Source organism: [Micrococcus luteus] ATCC 49442, from assembly GCF_010367585.1.
Lineage (GTDB): Bacteria > Actinomycetota > Actinomycetes > Actinomycetales > Micrococcaceae > Arthrobacter > Arthrobacter luteus_A.
In genome coordinates, this window is the sequence record NZ_JAAAXP010000001.1 from 2,647,565 (window position 1) to 2,664,067 (window position 16,503).

Annotated in this window: 15 protein-coding genes; 3 read left to right on the forward strand and 12 right to left on the reverse strand. The window is 65.0% G+C overall.

All coding sequences use genetic code 11. The annotated features are described in order from the left end of the window. Positions 1 to 43: 43 nt before the first annotated feature. The 7 genes from GUV69_RS11970 to GUV69_RS12000 form a co-directional block, all read right to left on the reverse strand. Positions 44 to 913, reverse strand: a complete 870-nt coding sequence (locus GUV69_RS11970; protein WP_244292705.1) for a sugar phosphate isomerase/epimerase family protein — start codon at positions 911 to 913, stop codon at positions 44 to 46. Between the two features lie 47 nt (positions 914 to 960). Then, complete coding sequence (locus GUV69_RS11975) at positions 961 to 1,866, reverse strand: ATP-binding cassette domain-containing protein (RefSeq protein WP_280113743.1); 906 nt, start codon at positions 1,864 to 1,866, stop codon at positions 961 to 963. Continuing rightward, on the reverse strand, positions 1,863 to 3,743 hold the full coding sequence (locus GUV69_RS11980; protein ID WP_164202605.1) for a dipeptide/oligopeptide/nickel ABC transporter permease/ATP-binding protein: 1,881 nt from the start codon (positions 3,741 to 3,743) through the stop codon (positions 1,863 to 1,865). Before GUV69_RS11980 ends, GUV69_RS11975 begins: the two co-directional genes overlap by 4 nt. Beyond that, on the reverse strand, positions 3,740 to 4,681 hold the full coding sequence (locus tag GUV69_RS11985; RefSeq protein ID WP_164202607.1) for an ABC transporter permease: 942 nt from the start codon (positions 4,679 to 4,681) through the stop codon (positions 3,740 to 3,742). Before GUV69_RS11985 ends, GUV69_RS11980 begins: the two co-directional genes overlap by 4 nt. A 108-nt stretch (positions 4,682 to 4,789) precedes the next feature. Next, the gene (locus tag GUV69_RS11990) at positions 4,790 to 6,316 is read right to left on the reverse strand and encodes an ABC transporter substrate-binding protein (RefSeq protein WP_164202609.1); all 1,527 of its coding nucleotides are present in this window, start codon (positions 6,314 to 6,316) and stop codon (positions 4,790 to 4,792) included. A 193-nt stretch (positions 6,317 to 6,509) separates the two neighbouring features. Then, on the reverse strand, positions 6,510 to 7,523 hold the full coding sequence (locus GUV69_RS11995) for a Gfo/Idh/MocA family protein (RefSeq protein WP_164202611.1): 1,014 nt from the start codon (positions 7,521 to 7,523) through the stop codon (positions 6,510 to 6,512). After that, entirely contained in the window at positions 7,520 to 8,380 is an 861-nt protein-coding gene (locus GUV69_RS12000) for a sugar phosphate isomerase/epimerase family protein (protein WP_244292706.1), read from the reverse strand. Before GUV69_RS12000 ends, GUV69_RS11995 begins: the two co-directional genes overlap by 4 nt. Before the next feature lie 218 nt (positions 8,381 to 8,598). Between GUV69_RS12000 and GUV69_RS12005 the strand changes: the two genes are divergently transcribed. The 3 genes from GUV69_RS12005 to GUV69_RS12015 all read left to right on the forward strand — a co-directional run bounded on the left by GUV69_RS12005 (position 8,599) and on the right by GUV69_RS12015 (position 11,114). Continuing rightward, entirely contained in the window at positions 8,599 to 9,615 is a 1,017-nt protein-coding gene (locus tag GUV69_RS12005; protein WP_164206502.1) for a LacI family DNA-binding transcriptional regulator, read from the forward strand. 74 nt (positions 9,616 to 9,689) lie between these two features. Next, positions 9,690 to 10,511 (forward strand): NAD(+) synthase, encoded by an 822-nt coding sequence (gene nadE, locus GUV69_RS12010; RefSeq protein WP_164202613.1) that lies wholly within the window; start codon positions 9,690 to 9,692, stop codon positions 10,509 to 10,511. 96 nt (positions 10,512 to 10,607) lie between these two features. Further along, positions 10,608 to 11,114: a MarR family winged helix-turn-helix transcriptional regulator gene (locus GUV69_RS12015; protein ID WP_164202615.1), complete on the forward strand. Its 507-nt coding sequence runs from the start codon at positions 10,608 to 10,610 to the stop codon at positions 11,112 to 11,114. A 65-nt stretch (positions 11,115 to 11,179) separates the two neighbouring features. Here the strand turns inward: GUV69_RS12015 and GUV69_RS12020 are convergent, their stop codons facing one another. The 5 genes from GUV69_RS12020 to GUV69_RS12040 form a co-directional block, all read right to left on the reverse strand. Next, positions 11,180 to 11,959, reverse strand: coding sequence for an enoyl-CoA hydratase (locus GUV69_RS12020; RefSeq protein WP_164202617.1), 780 nt, complete (start codon positions 11,957 to 11,959; stop codon positions 11,180 to 11,182). A gap of 45 nt (positions 11,960 to 12,004) precedes the next feature. Beyond that, positions 12,005 to 12,928, reverse strand: coding sequence for a 3-hydroxyisobutyrate dehydrogenase (gene mmsB / locus GUV69_RS12025; RefSeq protein ID WP_164202619.1), 924 nt, complete (start codon positions 12,926 to 12,928; stop codon positions 12,005 to 12,007). Next, positions 12,921 to 13,994, reverse strand: coding sequence for an enoyl-CoA hydratase/isomerase family protein (locus GUV69_RS12030; protein WP_164202621.1), 1,074 nt, complete (start codon positions 13,992 to 13,994; stop codon positions 12,921 to 12,923). The genes mmsB and GUV69_RS12030 overlap by 8 nt, the downstream gene beginning before the upstream one ends. Continuing rightward, positions 13,994 to 15,493, reverse strand: a complete 1,500-nt coding sequence (locus GUV69_RS12035) for a CoA-acylating methylmalonate-semialdehyde dehydrogenase (protein WP_164202623.1) — start codon at positions 15,491 to 15,493, stop codon at positions 13,994 to 13,996. The genes GUV69_RS12030 and GUV69_RS12035 overlap by 1 nt, the downstream gene beginning before the upstream one ends. 109 nt (positions 15,494 to 15,602) lie before the next feature. After that, positions 15,603 to 16,391 (reverse strand): IclR family transcriptional regulator, encoded by a 789-nt coding sequence (locus GUV69_RS12040; RefSeq protein ID WP_164202624.1) that lies wholly within the window; start codon positions 16,389 to 16,391, stop codon positions 15,603 to 15,605. Between the last annotated feature and the right edge of the window lie 112 nt (positions 16,392 to 16,503).

The following is a 16,503-nucleotide window of genomic DNA, read 5'->3' on the forward strand; positions in this document are numbered from 1 at the left end:
GTTTCCTTTTTCGTTGGTTGAACGTGTTGGGCCGGATCAGAGGTTAGAAAAGTTCGGACTGGCCCAGTGCGATGAGGTTGTCGTAGGAGGTCTGCAGGGCTTCCCACACCGTCCGGCCGTAGAGTTCGTCCTGCTCTACCAGCAGGTACTCGGCGCCGGCAGCCTGGGCGGCCGGAATGATGGAGGCGAAGTCCAGGTTGCCTTCTCCCACTTCGGCGAACTGGACAACGTTCTTGAACTCGGTCATGAAACCCACGAAGTCGCCCGCGTCCAGCAGTCCCATGGCCGACTCCGGCATTTGGCCGATCCGGTAGTCCTTCAGGTGAACCATGGCGGTGCGGCCGGCGTACTTTTCGAGCGTGCGGACGGGGTCGAGGCCACCGCGCTGCACCCAGTGCACGTCGATTTCCATGCCCATGGCCGGGGAATTTTCGGCGATGATATCCAGCATGTACTTGCCGTCGAACTTCGCGAACTCGATGTGGTGGTTGTGGTAGTACAGGCTCAGGCCCTGCTCCTGCAGGCGCTCAGCGTATTCGTTGGCCTTCTTGGCGAAGTCAATCACAGCACCGATGGACGTCATTGCCTCGAACGGCAGCATGCCGATCCGCAGCAGCTTCGAGTCCAGGCTCTTGGCGTCCTCGACGATCTTGTCGAAGTGCTCCGCCAGTGAATCGCCGGGCCGGCCTTTAGGGGTCTCCATGGCCACCGAAAGTGCTGCGATGTCCATGCCCAGTTCGGAGCGGGAACGGTCCAGCTCAGCCACGTTCTCCGGCGTCATCGGGATCTGGGAGATCTCGACGGCGTTGTAGCCGATGTCGCTGACCTTGCGGAGCGTTTCGAACGCCCCGATCTCGGTGAAGCTTTCCCTCAGCATCATTGCCTGTACGCCAATTTTGGCTGAATCCGCCATGATGGTCCTCCGTTATTGTTGCGGTTGTTTTGGTTCTGGTGCGGTCCCTAGGCGGGGACGCCAGCCTGTTCGGCCTGCTGCCGCTGCTCTTCCAGCAGGCGGTGGCGGTCGGCACGGCGCTTCTCCTGACGGTCCGGATCCGGCACCGGGGAAGCGAGGAGCAATCGCTGCGTGTAGGGGTGCTCGGGGTCGCGCGTGACAACCTCGGCCGGGCCCTGTTCCACGATTTCTCCACGGTACATCACAGCCACACGGTGGCTGATGTGGCGGACGACGTCAAGGTCATGGGAGACAAACAGGTAAGAAACACCTGTGTCTTTCTGGATCTGCAGGAAGAGATCCAGGACTCGGGCCTGGGTGGAGAGGTCCAGTGCGCTGACCGGCTCGTCGCAGACGATGAGTTTGGGAGAGAGCGCAAGGGCGCGGGCGATCGCAACGCGCTGGCGCTGGCCGCCGCTGAACTCACGGGGCAGCCGGTGGAGTGCGTCGGAAGGGAGCCCCACCTGGTCCAGGAGCTCCTTCACGCGGTTCTTGGCGGCCGATGCCTCCATGCCCTGCACGCCCAAGGGTTCGGCGAGGATGTCGCCGATTTCCAGGGCCGGGTTCAGGGACGTGTAGGGGTCCTGGAAGACCACCTGCATGTCCCGGCTGAGGATGCGGCGCTGCTTCCGGTTGGCGTGGCTGATGTCCTGGCCTTCGAAGATGATCTTTCCGCCGCTCACCGGGGCCAGGCCAAGCACCGCACGGCCCAGTGTGGTCTTGCCGGAGCCGGACTCCCCCACCAGGCCCAGGGTCTCCCCCTGGCCGATGCTGATGTTGATGTCCGTGAGCGCCCGGAACTTTTTCGCCCGGAAACCCTTGCCCGCGTAGTCCACCACCAGGTTTTCCACGCGGAGGAGTCCGTCCCGTGCCGGGGCTGATTCCGAGGCGTTCAAGGCTGCAGTCTCGGTCACAGTACGTTCTCCTTCACGGTAGAGGGCACCAGCATGGTCATCGGTTCCTTGCCTTCGAGCATGGAAGCCAGAAGTGTCTGGGTGTAGCTTTCCTTCGGGTTGCGCAGGATCTCCCGCACGGGGCCTTCCTCCACGAGGCGGCCGTTCTGCATGACCACCACGCGGTCGCAGAGGTCGGCCACCACGCCGAAGTTGTGGGTCACCATGATGACGCCCACGCCGAGACGGCGCTGGAGGTCGCGGATCAGGTCCAGGACATCGGCCTGCACGGTGACATCCAGGGCGGTGGTGGGCTCGTCGGCAATGATGAGGTCCGGTTCACAGCTGATGGCACCGGCGATCAGTACACGCTGGGCCATGCCGCCGGAAACCTCGTGGGGGTAGGCCTTGAAGGTCCGTTCCGGATTGACGATTCCGACGTCGGCGAGGAGCTTCATGGCCCGGGCGGTGGCTTCGGCCTTGGAGATTCCCAGGACCCGCACCATGGGGGTCACGAGCTGGTAGCCGATGGTGAACGCCGGGTCCAGGTTGCTCATGGGTTCCTGCGGGATGTAGGAAATCCGCTTGCCGCGTAGCTTGGACAGCCGGTCCTGGTTCACTTTGTCCTCGCCGGGCGCCACGGTGTAGCTGCCGTCGAACTGGATGGCACCGGCCACAATGCGCGCAGTGTCCGGCAGCAGGCCCAGGATGGAGAAGGCAGTCTGGGACTTACCGGAACCGGACTCGCCCACAATGCCCAGGATTTCGCCGCGGTCCACGTGGAAGGAAACGTCGTCGACAACCTTCTTGATGGAACCGTCCGCCTGGGGATAGCCCACGCCGAGGTTGGTCACCTTGACCAGGTGGTGTTCGGTTCCGGCCTCGACGGCGGCAATGGTCTTGCGTGCTGCCTTGGCAGCGCTGGCGGCGGCCGCATCCTGCGCCGCATGGGCCTGCTTCCGGCGGTGCTTGATCTTCTCGCCGTCTTCCAGGGCGTCGCGGATGGCGTTGCCCAGCAGGACAAGGGAACCGATGGCCAGTGCCATCGCAAAGGCGGGCCAGAACAGCAGCGACGGCGTGAGGTAGACGTTCTTGAAGCCTTCACTGAGCATCACACCCCAGGTTGCCTTGGCCGGATCACCCAGGCCCAGGAACTCCAGGGCGGACTGGATGGCAATGGCAACACCGGTGATGGCTGCGGTCTGGATGATGATCGGAGCCCGGACCACCGAGAAGATGTGGCGCGTGATGATGCGCAGGTCGGACAGTCCCGAGACGCGTGCCGCGTCAACGTAGAGCTCGTTGCGGACCGACTGGACCGCAGAGCGCACCAGCCGGAAGTAGGACGGGCTGATCAGGACCCCGAACGCGATCATGGCGATCCACACGGACGGACCGTAGGCCGAGCGGATGGTCATCAGCACGATCAGGCCGGGGAGGCTCATGAGGATGCCAACAATCCAGTTGGCCACGGCCTCAAATTTCCCGGCGTAGTAGCCTGCCACGAGGCCGGCAGGAAGGCCGATCACAATGGCGACGGCGGCGCAGAGCAACGCTGAGAGCAGCGTCAGCTGCGCGCCGAACAACAGCCGGCTCCAGACGTCGCGCCCGGAGCTGTCCGTGCCGAGGATGTTGACGGCGTCGGGCGCCGCCAGGGTCTTGGAGATGTTCGCGAAGTTCTCGTCGAACGGTGCCAGGGCATCGGCGAAGACGGCCATGACGGCCAAGGCCGCCAGAATAACGATGGCGATGATGCCAAGCGGGTTTTTGAACAGGCGCCTGAGGACTGTTGACCGGACCACTGTGCCGCTCTGGCCGGGTTGTCCGGGAACGGGGCTCCCGGGAGCGGGGGTGCCGGGCGCCGGTGTCAGGGCTGAGGTTTCGACGGACTCGGTCACGAGACACGCACCTTCGGGTTAAGCCAGCCGTTGAGCATGTCAACAATGAGGTTGACCACGATCACAACGGCGACGGTGTACATAACGACGCCCATAACCACCGGCTGATCGCTTTGGATGGTGGCCGTTACGGCCATGGGCCCCATGCCCGGAAGGGCAAAGATGGACTCGAGGATGACAACCCCGCCGAGCATGCCAATCAGCTGAAGGCTGAGCACGGTGAGCCCGGCGGGCGCCGCACTGCGCAGGACGTGCTTGAAGAGCACTTCCCGTTCACCAATGCCGCGGCTGCGGAGGGTGCGGACGTAATCACGTTCGAGCTGCTTGATGACGGCGCTGCGGATCTGCTGCGCACCGCCGGTGACACCGTTGATGAGCAGGGCGATCACCGGAAGGGTCAGGGAGAGAACCCAGGCATCCGCACCCACGCCGGGCGAAATGGTGCTCGTGGCGGGGAAAAGGCCCATCTGGATGGCCAAAATGGTGACAAGGATGATGCCGATGACGAACCCGGGGATCGAGTCGCCGATGATGGCACCGATCTGGACCACCCGGTCCACCCAGCCGCGTTTGACGGCTGCGGCGACACCAATGAGGGTAGCGATGATGGAAATGAAGATCATAGCCACGACCACCATGGTCATGGTCACGGGAATACGGGTGGCGAGGGCGTTGGCAACGGGTTCGGACGTGAACCAGGAGGCACCCAGGTCTCCGCCCAGTGCGCTGGTAAGCCAGCTGAAGTAGCGGGTGATAATGGGCTGATCGAGCCCCAGCTCGGCTTCCTTGACGGCCAGCTGCTCCGGTGTTGCCTGGTCGCCCAGGATGTTCCGGGCGATGCTGCCGCTCGATACGTAGAGCAGGGAAAAGGTGAGGATCGAGACGGCAAGCAGGACGACTACGCCGCTGCCGAGGCGTTTAAGGATGAAGGGGATCATTGCTGGCTCCATTGAACTGGAATGGATTGGGTGCCCGGTCCGGCAGCCCACCGTCGATGGTGGCCTGCCGGACCTGTGCAGTTGTTTTGTTTGACTACGGGCCCTGGATTACTTGGCGGGCGCGTAGTTGTAGATCGACGGAACGGCCTGCTGGACCTGCGGCGTCACGGTGATCTTGGAGTTGTGGTAGTACATCTGGTTCACCCGGAACAGCGGTGCGAACCAGGCCTCGTCGACAACGTACTTGTTGACTTCCCGGGCCAGCTTTGCTGCATCGGCACCGCCGGTCTGGACAGCGTCAATCTTTGCCTGCAGGTCAGGGGTGGTGTTCTTGAAGGCGTTGTACAGCGCCTTGGTGGAAACGATCTGGTTGATGGCAACCCACGGCTCACCCTGGAAGAGCGAGAAGTACATGGTGGTGAACTTCTGCGCAGCCACGTCGGACGTGAAGGTATTTGTGATCGCGGAGCCAACGTTCAGCGTGATGCCGATGTCGGCCAGCTGCTGCTTGACCACGGCGATCTGCGTTTCAAAGCCGGGAACGGACGGGACCTCGAGCGTGACTCCGGTTTCGTAGCCGGCTTCCTTCAGCAGGGCCTTGGCCTTCGCGGGATCGTACGGGTACTTGTTCTCCAGCTCCTCAGCCCAGGCGCCGCTCTCCTTGCCGAAAGGCTGCGAGGTGGGCGTGCCCTGGCCCAGCAGGACCTGGTCCAGGATGGTCTTGCGGTCGAACGCGTAGTTGATGGCCTGGCGGACCTTGACGTTGCCGAGCGGTGTGTTCTTGGCACCGTCACGGTCCATCAGCAGCAGGCCCTGCCAGTCCACCTGGTTCGCGGTAAGGGTCATTTTGGCGCCCTCGGCCTGCTTGCCCGTCTTGGGATCCAGCAGCGTGGCGTCCACCTGGCCTGACACGAGGGCATTGGTGCGCGCGGTCAGGTCAGTCAGGATCTTGAAGGTGACCTTCTCGAACTTCTGGAGGTCCTTGTTCCAGTAGCCTTCACGTGCGGTGAAGACGGACTGCGAGTCTTTGACCGTGGCGGACTTGTCCATCACATACGGGCCGGAGCCGACGGGCTCGGTCTTGATTGCTTCAGTGCCCAGTGCCTTGGGGCTGCCCATCAGACCGGCGGCCTGGCTGAGGTAGAACTCCAGGGACGGGTCCGGGGCGCTCAGGTTCAGTTCGATGGTGTCGGCGTCTACTACCGCGACGTCGGCGACGGCGGTCAGCTGGGCCATCTGCGGGCCGTTGGCCTTCTTGAAGTGGTCCAGGTTGGCCTTGGCCGCTTCGGCGTCGAACTTGGCGCCATCGCTGAAGGTCACATCCGTGCGGAGGTCCACCGTGAGCTTGGTGTTGGTGTCGTTGTACTTCCACTCGGTGGCAAGCATGGGGCTGAGCTTGCCGTCCGGCTGGCGCAGGAGCAGCGAGTCGTAGGCAGCCTGGTACGGCTGGAGGTAGTGGCCCACGTGGGCCTGTGCCGGGTCCCAGGAGCGGAGTTCCTGAACTGCACCCAGTGTCAGCGAGGCTGTTTTGGCTGTGGCACCCGCGCCGGCGGGGGCTCCCCCGCCGCAGGCTGTCAGCGCCATTACCGAGCTGACGATAAGAGCGGCTGCTGCCGCTTTGGGACCTAACTTCATTGTTGGCTCCTGAATCTGTGGAACGTGAGATATACGAATCCGGTCGGTGTGGCGCGGGCCACACCGACCTTGCGAGATTCAGAGTACGCATGATTGCCAACTTTGGCAACCGATTGTCATTTTTGTTGCAACTTTAAAATCCAAGAGCCGCAAATGAAACGTTCAAACAGCTACAACCGGTTGCCCGCAAACCTTAGGAGACCTGCGCCAGTGCCTCGGGGTAGCTCTGTCGGTAGATATCCTTGACGATCCGCAGCGATTTCTCCGCCTCTTCCGGGTCTATCCAGAAGGGCCCGGGTTCACCGAGCCGGGCATAGAAGTCGCTGATAAGCAGCTCGTGCGAGACGCCCCAATAGGCGCGTCCGCCGGATTCCACCACACGTTCGGGCACTACGTCCACGCGGCCGTCCGCATGCGCTACCGTCAGGTCTCCGCGCAGGCTGAGCGTGGCTTTCTCGGTCACGATGTCCAACGTCACCGGCGCATTGACGGCATTGGCCAACGTGGCATAAAAAGCACTGCGGACCCCGCTGGCGTGCTCTGCCACGAATTCCGCGGTGTCCTCCACCTCAATCGTTTCGCCCAGGAACCGGGTGGCCGCATGGCCGGACACCGACACAACGTCGCCCACCAGCCACTGCAGCAGGTCCACGGTGTGGATGGCCTGGTTCATCATGAGCCCGCCGCCACCGCCTTCCCACGTGCCGCGCCAGGGCCGGCTGCGGTAGTAGTCAGCATCGCGGTGCCACATTACGGTGGCCGAAGCTCCCACCACCGCACCCAGCTCGCCGGTGGACAGCAGCGCATGCATGGCCTGGGCCGTGGCGTTGTAGCGGTTCTGGAAGCAGACAGCAATCTTGGCGCTGCTCAGCTTCGCGGCCTCCACCAGCCGGCGGCACTCCTCAAGCGTGTGCGCCAGCGGCTTTTCCACAATCACATTGACGCCCCGCTCGAGGCAGTCCGCGGCAATTGCGGCATGCGTGTTGTGCGGCGTGGTGATATGCACAACGTCCGGACCGATGGCCTCGATGAGGCTGTGGTGGTCCGCGAATCCCGGAACACCGTAGGCTGCCACGGCGGCGGCAAGGCGCCCGGGGTCCGGGTCACAGACGCCGGCCAGCCGCGCGCCGTCGAGTTTCGCGATCGCCTCGAAGTGGACAGCCGAAACGTCGCCGCAGCCAATGACCGCGGCCTTCAGGCCGGTCACGAAAGCTCGATCCCGTTCTTGGCAGCGAGCGATGCGAACGCCCGGGCGGCGGCGCCGAAGGCAACCGGCCCGGAGAAGCCGCCAAGCTCATGATGGCTGGCAAGGTGGGGTTCCAAGGATGCGAAGCCTGCGTAGCCGTCCGCCTTCAGCGCGGCGATGGTGGCGTCGAGTTCGCCGTCGCCCTCCCCGGAGGGCACAACCTCGCCTGTGGCCATGATGGCGTCCTTGACCTGGAGGTATTCGAGGTACGGGCGGAGCATGGCGTAGCCCTCGGTGTACGGCCGGACGCCCACCTGGACGAAGTTAGCGTTGTCCCACGCAACGCGCAGCGCGGGGGAATCAACAGATTCCATGATGTCCAAAACGCGCTGGGGCGTATCCCCGTAGATATCCTTTTCGTTCTCGTGCAGGAGGACGACGCCGGCGCTTTCGGCTTCGGCGGCCAGTGCCCGCATGCGGGTGATGACGTCGTCGCGGATTTCTTCGGGAGTCTGGGCTTCACTCCTGTAGAAGGAGAAGATGCGGATGTATTTGGTATCCAGTCCCTTGGCCACGGAGATGATCTGGCGCAGGCGCTCCACCTCGTGCTCGACCGGCAGGCTGATGTCCACCTTGCCAATCGGGCTTGCCACAGCCGAGACCTTCAGGCCCTTCGCGTCGAGGATGCCCTTGAGTTCAGCAACCTGTCCGGGGGTCAGTTCGGAGACGTTGACGCCCCACGCGCTGCGGACTTCGATGTAGCTGGCGCCAAGAGCCAGCATGACGGCAGCCTGGACAGCCGGATCCGGATCCACTTCGTCGCCGAATCCTGAAAGCTGCCAAACAGTCCTGGTTGCTTCGTTTTCCGTTGTGGTCACAGGGATCTCCTTAGGTTTGCCCGCAACCGGACAGCCTGGGTGCCGCTCCGGTGCGCGGGTGACTTGCTTCACAAAGTTCTGCACTCAGTCTAGACATGTTGGGAAATGATGACAACCGATTGCCAAATGTTGACATCTTGTGGCAATCTAGGAGCATCAGGGCTGTGGTTATCGTCACAGTGCCCTCATTGTCCCGTTCAGAGAGGAACGCCATGGCGATGCAAGCAGCCGGAACAGACCGTCCTGCCACCATCCACGACATTGCCGCCATGTGCGGGGTGGCTGCGTCCACGGTGTCGCGTGCACTGTCCACCCCCGACAGGGTCAACGTCCGCACCCGTGCGCGCATCGAAGCGGCGGCCGCCCAGCTGAACTACACACCAAACAGCCAGGCGAAAGCCCTGAGTTCCGGACGCACGGGCGCAGTGGGCGTCCTGGTCCCTGACATCACCAACCCGTTCTACTTCGACCTGATCCGGGGCACCCAGCTGCAGCTCAAGGCGGCCGGCTACACGCAACTGCTGGTGGACACGGAGGAGTCGGATGAAGTTGAAGCCAGCAGCATGGAGCAGCTGCGCAAAAGCGCCGACGGCATCATCGTCACCGCGTCCAGGCTCAGCGACGACGCACTCCTGGCCGCGGCCGCGAAGATTCCGATCGTCACCATCAACCGGGATGTGGCCGGCGTACCCGCCGTGGTCATCGACACGCCCTCGGCCACCAGCCAGGCCCTGGACCACCTGATTTCGCTGGGCCACACGCACATCGCCTACATGGCAGGGCCCCTCACCTCCCAGTCCAGCACGCTTCGCTGGACTGCCTTGGCGGCCGCCGCCGAGGAACGCGGAGTGGATGTCCGCCGGCTCGGTCCCTTCGCTCCCAAGACGCAGTCCGGCGCTGCCGCCGCCGACGCCGCCGTGCACTCCGGCGTGACCGCCTGCATCGCCTTCAACGACCTGATCGCCATTGGAATGCTCCAGCGCCTGCGCGAACGCGGTATCCGGGTACCGGAGGACATGAGCGTGGTGGGCTGCGACGACATCTTCGGCGCTGACTTCTGCAATCCTCCGCTGACCACCATGGCCTCGCCGATCGAGCAGGCCGGCCGCGTGGCCGTATCCATGCTGCTGGCCCAGCTCAACCCGCTGGCCGGCGGGGGCAGCCGCAGCCGCTCCCTGATGCCCACGCACCTCACCGTCCGCGGCTCCACCGGGCCGGCGCCGGCTGCGTCGTAGCTCTTCCCGGCGACACGTCCCCTCACAAGGGACACAGTTGAGCGTTGTTGACAGCGCTGACTAGGCTGGATCACATGCGCGAACTCCAGGCCACCATCATCAAAGAAATGGGCGTGCAGCCCCGGATCGATCCGCGCGGGGAGGTGCGCAGGCGCGTTGATTTCCTGAAGGAGTATCTCCGGGCCACCCAGACGAAGGGCTTCGTCCTGGGCATCTCGGGCGGGCTGGACTCCTCGCTTGCCGGGCGCCTGGCCCAGCTGGCCGTGGAGGAGCTCGAGGCGGAGGGAGTGGAGGCTAACTTTGTGGCCGTCCGCCTGCCCTACGGCGTCCAGCACGATGAGGACGACGCCCAGGCCGCCCTGGACTTTATCCAGGCCAAAACCGAGTGGACATTCAACATTTCGGCGGCCGTGGACGGCTTCGAGAACGAGTTCGAGAAGACTGTTGGAAACGGGATTTCCGATTTCCACAAGGGGAATACCAAGGCCCGGACGCGGATGATCGCGCAGTACGCCCTCGCCGGCGAGCACAACTACCTGGTGATCGGTACGGACCACGGCGCGGAGTCCGTCACCGGGTTCTTTACAAAATTCGGCGACGGCGGCGCGGACATCCTGCCGCTGTTCGGCCTGAACAAGCGCCAGAACCGCGAGCTCCTGGCTGAGCTTGGTGCGCCCGCCCGCGTCTGGGAGAAGGTGCCCACAGCGGACCTCCTGGATGACAAGCCGGGACGCACGGACGAGGATGAACTCGGCGTCAGCTACGACCAGATCGACGACTACCTCGAAGGCCGGGACATCCCGGAAGCCGCCGCCCAGCTGATCGAGCAGAAGTACCTCCGGACCCGGCACAAGCGCACCGTCCCGGTCACCATCTTCGACACCTGGTGGAAGTAGGCCGCAGCGCACCACCTTCCATACCCTTGGAAGTCCTAGTATATTGCTGGTGAGATCATCACGCGGGCTGTTGGCCCGGCAATGTCAGGAGGCACCGTGGGCACTCCGCTCCCCCGCGATCCCATCGCCGAGGCACGGCAGAACTGGGAACGCCACGGCTGGGGAGACGTCGCTGCGCCCATGGCAGCCATCACCGCCATCATGCGCACCCAGCAGATCCTGCTCGCCCGGATCGAGGCGGTCCTCAAGCCGTTCGGGCTGACGTTCGCCCGCTACGAGCTGCTGGCGCTGCTGAGCTTCGCCCGCAGCGGCGCGCTGCCCATGAACAAGGCAAGCGCGCTGCTCCAGGTGCATCCCACCTCGGTGACAAACGCCGTCGACCGCCTCGAACAGGCGGGCCTGGTGGCCCGCTCCCCGCACCCCACCGACGGCCGGACCACCCTGATTGAGCTCACCGCCGAGGGCCGCACCCTGGCGAAACGCTCGACGGCGGCGCTCAACACCGAGGTATTCGGCAAGTCCGGTTTCGCCGACGAGGACGTGGAGCACCTGCTCCGGGTCCTGGGCGATTTCCGCAAAGCCGCCGGCGACTTCACGGACTGATCGATTGCTCCGTACCTGTCCTTTAGGTGGCTCAAAACGACAGGTACGGAGCAATGGATGGTTGGTTAGCGGTGGTTGAACTCCGGCTTGCGCTTTTCGCTGAACGCGGCCATGCCTTCCTTCTGGTCCTCCGTGGCGAACAGCGAGTGGAACATCCGGCGTTCGAACAGGACGCCCTGCGCGAGGCCCAGCTCGAAGGCGGCGTTCACGGCTTCCTTGGCCAGCATGGCGGCGGGCTTGGACTTGGACGCGATCACTTCGGCAGCCTTCAGTGCTTCCTCCACCACCGATGCCGCCGGCACCACGCGTGAAACCAGTCCCGCGCGTTCGGCCTCGGCGGCATCCATCATGCGTCCGGTGAGGACCATGTCCATTGCCTTGGCTTTGCCTACCGCGCGGGTCAGGCGCTGGGACCCGCCCATGCCCGGGATGACGCCGAGGTTGATCTCCGGCTGGCCGAATTTGGCGTTGTCGCCGGCGATGATGACATCGCACATCATCGCGAGCTCGCAGCCGCCGCCCAGGGCGAACCCGGATACCGCAGCCACCACCGGGATCCGCAGCCTGGTCAGGCTTTCCCATCCCCGGAACCAGTCCGCCGCGTACATCTCCACGTAGCCTTTGGAGGACATTTCCTTGATGTCCGCGCCCGCTGCGAAGGCCTTCTCCGAGCCGGTGATCACCACGGCACCCACGGCGGGGTCGGCGTCCATGGCGGTGGTGGCGGCTACAACCTCCTCCATCGTGGCCTTGTTCAGGGCGTTGAGCGCCTGTGGCCGGTTGAGGGTCACCAGCCCCACCCGGCCACGTTGTTCCACAAGAATGTTTTCGTAGTGCTGCGCCAAGCCGTGCCCCTTAGTGTGTGAGTGAAAAGTTGTCCACGTGCAACGCTACGTGGCTGATTTGTCCCTGATATCCGTGATGATGCCCGAGAAATCGCGTCCTGCCCCGCCCCCTGCGGCGAACTCGTCGTAAATCCTGGACGCCAGCGGCCCCATCTGTGCCGCCACGCCGGTGCTTTCCAGGGCGTTCAGGGCGAGCCGCAGGTCCTTGGCCATCAGCGCGCCGGCGAACCCGGGCTGGTAGTCGCGGTTGGCCGGGCTGGTTGGTACGGGCCCGGGAACGGGACAGTTGGTGGTCAGCGCCCAGCATTGGCCGGAGGCATTGGCGGCGACGTCGAACAGTGCCTGGTGCGTCAGGCCGAGCTTCTCGCCAAGCACAAAAGCCTCGCTGACGGCGATCATGGACACACCCAGGATCATGTTGTTGCAGACCTTCGCGGCCTGCCCGGCGCCGTGGTCCCCGCAATGGACAACGCGCTTTCCCATCAGCTCCAGGACGGGTTTCACGGTTTCGAAGTCTTCCGGCAGGGCACCCACCATAAATGTCAGGGTGCCCGCTTCGGCCCCCACCACACCGCCGGAAACGGGTGCGTCAACGGAGCGGTGCCCGGCCTCCAAGGCGATCGCAGCGGCCTCGCGGGCCTCGTCAACATTGATGGTGGAGCAGTCGAGGAACATGGTGTCAGGCGCGGCCACTGACAGCAGGCCGGGCGCCCCGTCCACGCCGCGGTAGGCGTCCAGGACGTGCTGTCCGCTGGGCAGCATGGTGAGCACAATGGCGGCGCCGGTCACCGCTTCCGCCGCGGAGGCAGCCATGGGGATGCCGTGTGCTTTCGCCGCCTCCACGGCCGCGGGCACCGGATCGTAGCCCGCCACGCCGTGCCCGGCCTTGATCAGGTTGGCCGCCATGGGACCGCCCATATGGCCCAGGCCAAGGAAGGCGATGGTGCCGGAAGCTGCTCTGTCAGACATGGTCGGACTCCTTAGTGTGAAGTTGGAGCTCACGGTCGCCCAGGGGCGCGAAGTAGTGTTCGACGTCGGCCGCGGTCACTTCAGCGAGGGTCGCGGGCTTCCAGTGCGGGTTGCGGTCCTTGTCCACCACCTGGGCGCGGATGCCTTCGCGGAAGTCCGGCCCCGCCAGGGAGCGCATCCCCACCCGGTATTCCTGCGCCAGCGTTTCCGCCAGCGAGAAGCCGCGCACGCGCCGCAGGGAGGCAAGCGTGAGCTTCACGGCGGTGGGCGACTTCGCCTCGATGGTGGCTGCAGCGTCCGCCGCTTCCCCGCCCGCGGCGCGGAGCCGGCGGACAATCTCCTCCGCGTCGTCGGAGGCATAGGCAGCATCGATCCATTCCCGCCGTTCCGCAAGGGCCGAGGCCGGCGGATCCTCCGCGAAGCGCCCGACGGCGTCTGCCGCCGTCGCGCTTTCCAGCGCTTCGGCGAGCGCCGGGAGGCTGCCGGACGGCACAAAGTGGTCCGCGAGCCCGAGGAACAGTGCGTCGGCCCCGCTCAGGTGGGCGCCGGTGAGCGCCGCATGCGTGCCGGACTCCCCCGGCGCGCGGGACAGCAGAAGGGTCCCGCCGACGTCGGGCACAAAACCGATGGTGGTTTCCGGCATCCCGGTGCGGGTCCGCTCCGTGACGACGCGGAGGGAGCCGTGCGCGGAAATTCCTACGCCGCCGCCCAGCACCAGGCCGTCCATAAATGCCACGTACGGTTTGGGGTAACGGGAAATGAGCGCGTTCAGCCGGTACTCGGTGGTCCAGAACTCCGCTGTGGCGCTGCCTCCCGCCAGTAGGTCCTGGTAGATGGCCACGATGTCACCGCCGGCGCACAGGCCACGGTCCCCTGCGCCGCGGACCAGGACGGTGGCCACGGCGTCATCCTGGGCCCAGGTAGTGAGCTGCTCCAGCACGGCTGCCACCATGCCGGCGTTCAGCGCGTTGACGGCCTTTGGCCTGTTCAGGGTGATGACGCCCAGGTGTCCGCGGCGTTCAAACAGGACCTCAGGTGCCTGCTCCGCTTGGGGTGACCTGCCCATCAGCTGCCGGCCGGCATCACGAAGCTGGCGCCCTGGCGGATGCCGGAGGGCCAACGGGTGGTGACCGTTTTGGTCTTGGTGTAGAAACGGAACGCATCGGCGCCATGCTGGTTGAGGTCCCCGAAGCCGGAGGCCTTCCAGCCGCCGAAGGTGTAATACGCGATGGGCACCGGAATGGGGACGTTGATGCCCACCATCCCCACTTCCACCCGGCTGGCAAAGTCGCGGGCAGCATCCCCGTCCCGGGTGAAGATCGCGACGCCGTTGCCGAACTCGTGCTCGGAGCAGAGCCTCAGCGCCTCGTCGTAGTCGGCGGCGCGGAGGACGCTGAGGACCGGGCCGAAGATTTCTTCCTTGTAGATCTTCATGTCCTTGGTGACGTTGTCGAAGAGCGTTGGGCCCACCCAGAAGCCGCCGTCGTAGCCGTCCACGGTGAGGCCGCGGCCGTCGGCCACCAGCGTGGCGCCCTCGTCCACGCCGGCCTGGATGTAGCCCTCGATCCTGTCCTTGGCGGAGGCTGCCACCACCGGTCCGAAGTCGGATTCCTTGTCCAGGCTGTGGCCCACCTTGAGAGCTTTGACGCGCTGGGTCAGCTTGGCCACCAGGGCGTCGGCGGTCTCCCGGCCCACGGGAACGGCAACGGAGATGGCCATGCAGCGTTCCCCGGCGGAACCGTACCCGGCACCGATCAGGGCGTCGGCAGCCATCTCGAGATCGGCGTCGGGCATGATCACCATGTGGTTCTTCGCGCCGCCGAAGCACTGTGCGCGCTTGCCGTGCGCGGCCGCCGTGGCGTAGATGTATTGGGCGATCGGGGTGGAGCCCACAAAGCCGATGGCCTTTACCCGCGGGTCTTCAAGGAGTGCGTCCACGGCTTCCTTGTCCCCGTTGACCACGTTGAAGACGCCGTCCGGAACACCGGCCTGGCTGTAGAGCTCGGCAAGCCGCAGGGGCACGGACGGGTCGCGTTCGGAGGGCTTGAGGATAAACGCATTTCCCGCGGCGAGCGCCGGACCGGACTTCCACAGCGGGATCATGGCCGGGAAGTTGAACGGGGTGATGCCCGCGACGACGCCGAGGGGCTGGCGGAGTGAGTGGACATCGATGCCTGTGCCGGCGTCGTCCGAGAATTCACCCTTGAGCAGGTGCGGGGCGTTGGCGGAAAACTCCACCACTTCGATGCCGCGCTGGATATCGCCCTTGGCATCGGGGAAGGTCTTGCCGTGCTCGGAGGACAGCAGGGTGGCGAGCTCGTCCATGTTCTCGTTGACCAGATCCACAAATTTGAGCAGGATCCGGCCCCGCCGCTGCGGGTTCATGGCCGCCCATTCCAGCTGGCCCTTCTCGGCGGTGGCCACCGCATTGGCCACTTCTTCCTTGCTGGCCAGCGGCACCCTGGCCTGCACCTGGCCCGTACAGGGATCGTAGACATCGCTGAACCGCCCGGACGTGCCGTCGATCCGCTGGCCGCCGACGTAGTGTGAAAGCTCGTGCACCATCGAATGCTCCTTTGCATGTGGGGGTCGTCCCTGAACCCGAATCTACTCGGACTTCCTACTAATTTCTAGGGGGCGCCGGGCCGGGGCGCCCTGGCCGGGATGACGGGATTCAGGCCTGCCGGGCAGCCCGCTCCGCCGGCAGCCTGGCGCTCATCCGATGAGCTTCCTCCATGAGGAGTTTGCCGAGAAGTTCCTGCCGCTCCGGGCGGAACCGAGGCTCGATGCCGGTGAGCGAAAGGGCACCCACCGGCCGCCCCAGCTGGTCGAACACGGCAGCCCCCATCCCCCAGCTGCCCTCCAGGACAAGCCCCGGATTCACGGCATAGCCATGCAGCCGTGTCCGTTCGAGGTTGCCGCGGACAAGGTCCTGGCGGTGGCCGGCAGCAAAGGCTCCTGCGTGCTGCTCCCAGTTGGACAGGATGTCCTCCTGTTCGCCGTCCGGCAGGAAGGCCATGATCGCCGTCCCGGCTGAGGCCACGCCGAGCGGAAAACGGACGCCCTCATGCAGGACGAAGGACCGTACCGGGAAACTGCCCTCCTCGCGCAGCACACAGACCGTTTCGTGGCCCCGGCGGATGGAGTAGAAGGCGCTCTCCCCGGTTTCCTCGGCCAGGCGGCGCAGGCCAGGCCGGGCGATGTCCTCAAAGGGAAAGCGGGCCGCCGCCACGGATCCCAGCAGGAAGATCTCCGGGCCAAGGATCCAGTTGCCGCTTTTGGCATCGTGATCCAGGAGGCCTTCGGCGGCGAGGGAGGCCAGGAGCCGGTGGACGGTGGGCCGGGTCAGTCCGGACTCGCGGACCAGGCCGGCCAGGGAACTCCCCTCCGGCTTGCGGCCGACCAGGCGCAGCAGCGACGCAACCCGCCCTACCACCTGCGTGCCTTGGACTGGATGTGCCATAAAGGCCTCCTGTAAGAGAATTCCTCCACAATGTGGACACTCTAAAGCCTACCGTCCACGCTGTGAAAGAACAGCGCTATTGGGCGGATTGCGCCGTTGACCGAGTTCGGGC

Bases quoted from the DNA above. Each gene is read 5' to 3' on its own strand.
- GUV69_RS11970 (WP_244292705.1), bottom strand. From the start codon at position 913: ATGGCGGATTCAGCCAAAATTGGCGTACAGGCAATGATGCTGAGGGAA.
- GUV69_RS11985 (WP_164202607.1), bottom strand. From the start codon at position 4,681: ATGATCCCCTTCATCCTTAAACGCCTCGGCAGCGGCGTAGTCGTCCTG.
- GUV69_RS11990 (WP_164202609.1), bottom strand. From the start codon at position 6,316: ATGAAGTTAGGTCCCAAAGCGGCAGCAGCCGCTCTTATCGTCAGCTCG.
- GUV69_RS12005 (WP_164206502.1), top strand. From the start codon at position 8,599: ATGCAAGCAGCCGGAACAGACCGTCCTGCCACCATCCACGACATTGCC.
- nadE (WP_164202613.1), top strand. From the start codon at position 9,690: ATGCGCGAACTCCAGGCCACCATCATCAAAGAAATGGGCGTGCAGCCC.
- mmsB (WP_164202619.1), bottom strand. From the start codon at position 12,928: ATGTCTGACAGAGCAGCTTCCGGCACCATCGCCTTCCTTGGCCTGGGC.
- GUV69_RS12030 (WP_164202621.1), bottom strand. From the start codon at position 13,994: ATGGGCAGGTCACCCCAAGCGGAGCAGGCACCTGAGGTCCTGTTTGAA.
- GUV69_RS12035 (WP_164202623.1), bottom strand. From the start codon at position 15,493: ATGGTGCACGAGCTTTCACACTACGTCGGCGGCCAGCGGATCGACGGC.
- GUV69_RS12040 (WP_164202624.1), bottom strand. From the start codon at position 16,391: ATGGCACATCCAGTCCAAGGCACGCAGGTGGTAGGGCGGGTTGCGTCG.